The organism is Pseudonocardia sp. McavD-2-B (genome assembly GCF_024124365.1).
GTDB classification, from domain to species: domain Bacteria; phylum Actinomycetota; class Actinomycetes; order Mycobacteriales; family Pseudonocardiaceae; genus Pseudonocardia; species Pseudonocardia alni.
The window spans coordinates 1-1896 of the sequence record NZ_JAMXSG010000491.1; the positions used below are offsets into that span (position 1 = coordinate 1).

A 1896-nucleotide genomic window follows, 5' to 3' on the forward strand; every position below is an offset into this window, starting at 1 on the left:
CGGCCGGACCGCCCTGCTCGACGCGGTGGGGGTCGCGGCGGGCAGGGCCGGGCTGACGGTGCTGCGGGCCGCGTCGGCGCTCGTCGAGCGCGACTTCGAGTTCGGCGTCGCCCGGCAGCTGTTCGACCCGCTCCTCGCCGCCGCGGGCGCGGACGCCCGCACCCGGTGGCTGGCGGCGTCCGGCGGGAGGCTGCCCGCGGCGCTCGCGGCGGAACCGCTCGACCCGGCGGAGACCCACGAGGAGCAGGACCGGGTGCGCGAGCTGCAGGCGCTGTTGGCGACCGTGGGCGCCGAACGGCCGGTCCTGGTGCTGGTCGACGACCTCCAGTGGGCGGACACGGCGTCGCTGCGGTGGCTGAACCGGCTCGTCGCGCGGATCCCGGACCTGCCCGTGTCCTTCGTCGGCACCACCCTGCACGGCGACCCGGGCGCCGGGCGGCCGCCGGTACGCGGTCTGGCCGGGTCCGCCGTACCGCTGCGGTCCCGGCCGCTGGGACCCGCCGCGGTCCGCGGGATGGTCGCCGGGCGCTTCGGTCGCGCGGGCGACCCGGAGTTCCTGCAGGTGTGCGAGGAGGTCTCGGGAGGTGTGCCGTCGGTGCTGCGCGCCGTGCTCGACGAGGTCGTCGCGGCCGGCGGTGGCCCGGTCGCGGCGTGCATCCCCGCCGTGCGCTCGGCCCGGCCGGCCGGCCTGCGGGAGCGCTTCGCCCGGTGCCTGCGGGCACAGGACGACGCGGCGCGCCGGTACCTGGGCGCCCTGGCCGTGCTCGGGCCCGCCGCCGACCCGGCCGTCGTGGCGCGGCTGGCGGAGCTGGACCCGCACGGCCTGCGTGCGGTGCAGGGGCAGCTGACCGAACAGGGTCTGCTCACCGACGACCACACCGGGTTCACCCACCCGCTGGTCCGCGACGTCGCCGCCGACCCGGCCGAGCGCGAGCGGCTGCACCTGCGCGCGGCGCGGCTGCTGCACGAGACCGGGCACCACGCCCAGGAGGTGGCCGCGCACCTGCTCGCGGTCGCCGCCCCGCTCGACGGCTGGGCCGTCGAGGTCCTGCGGGCCGCGGCCCACCAGACGACGACCGCGCTCCGCCCGGACACGGCCGACGACCACGACGACGACCCGGTCGCGGTCCGGTACCTGCGCCGGGCCCTGCTCGACAGCGACGTGCGTGGCCACGAGCGCGGGGCCCTGCTGGTCGAGCTGGCCGCGGCGGAGCGGTTCACCGAGCCCGGCACCGCCGTCCGGCACGTGTCCCAGGCGCTGCCGCTGCTCGCCTCGCCGCAGGACCGGGCGGTCGCGCTCACCCTGATCGACCCGTCGACGGTGCGGGAGGTACCGGCGCGGGTCCAGGAGGCGGTCCGTGCGGCCGACGCCGGAACGGACCCGGTCGTCGACGACGAGTGCACGGTGGCCGTCCGGATCCGTGCCCGCGCCCGGCGGCTGGACGAGCAGCACCCCGAGGGGCTGGCCCGGTCCTGCGCGCTGCTGCGCGAGGTCGTGGCCGCACCGGACGAGCACCTCAGCACCGCGGCCGGTCGCGAGCTGGTCGGCGTGCTGCTGCACGCCGCGGCGCTGACCGGCGGGGTACCGGCGGCCGACGTCGCCCACCTCGGGGAACGCCTGCTGCGGATCACACCGGCGCGCGAGGTGCGGCCCCCACACGGCATCCCGCCGGGCGACGGGCCACGTGGCCTGCTGGTGCTCGCCCTCGTCGCCGCCGACCGGCCACGGCCGCTGGAGGACTGGCTGGTCCCCGACCCGACATCGCCCGCGGCGGCCACCGCCGACGAGCTCGCCCTGGTCCTGCTGGCCCGCGGGCGGCCCGCGGCGGCGGCGGCGCTGCCCGGTGGGGTCCTGCGTGAGCGCGGGGTCCCCGCATCGGCCGCCTTCCACACCGC

At 79.1% G+C, this 1896-nt stretch carries 1 protein-coding gene; it reads left to right on the plus strand.

Annotation, left to right across the window (positions count from 1 at the left end):
• On the plus strand, window positions 1-1896 hold a 1896-nt coding region (locus tag NH602_RS30565), incomplete at both ends, for an AAA family ATPase (protein ID WP_253069650.1).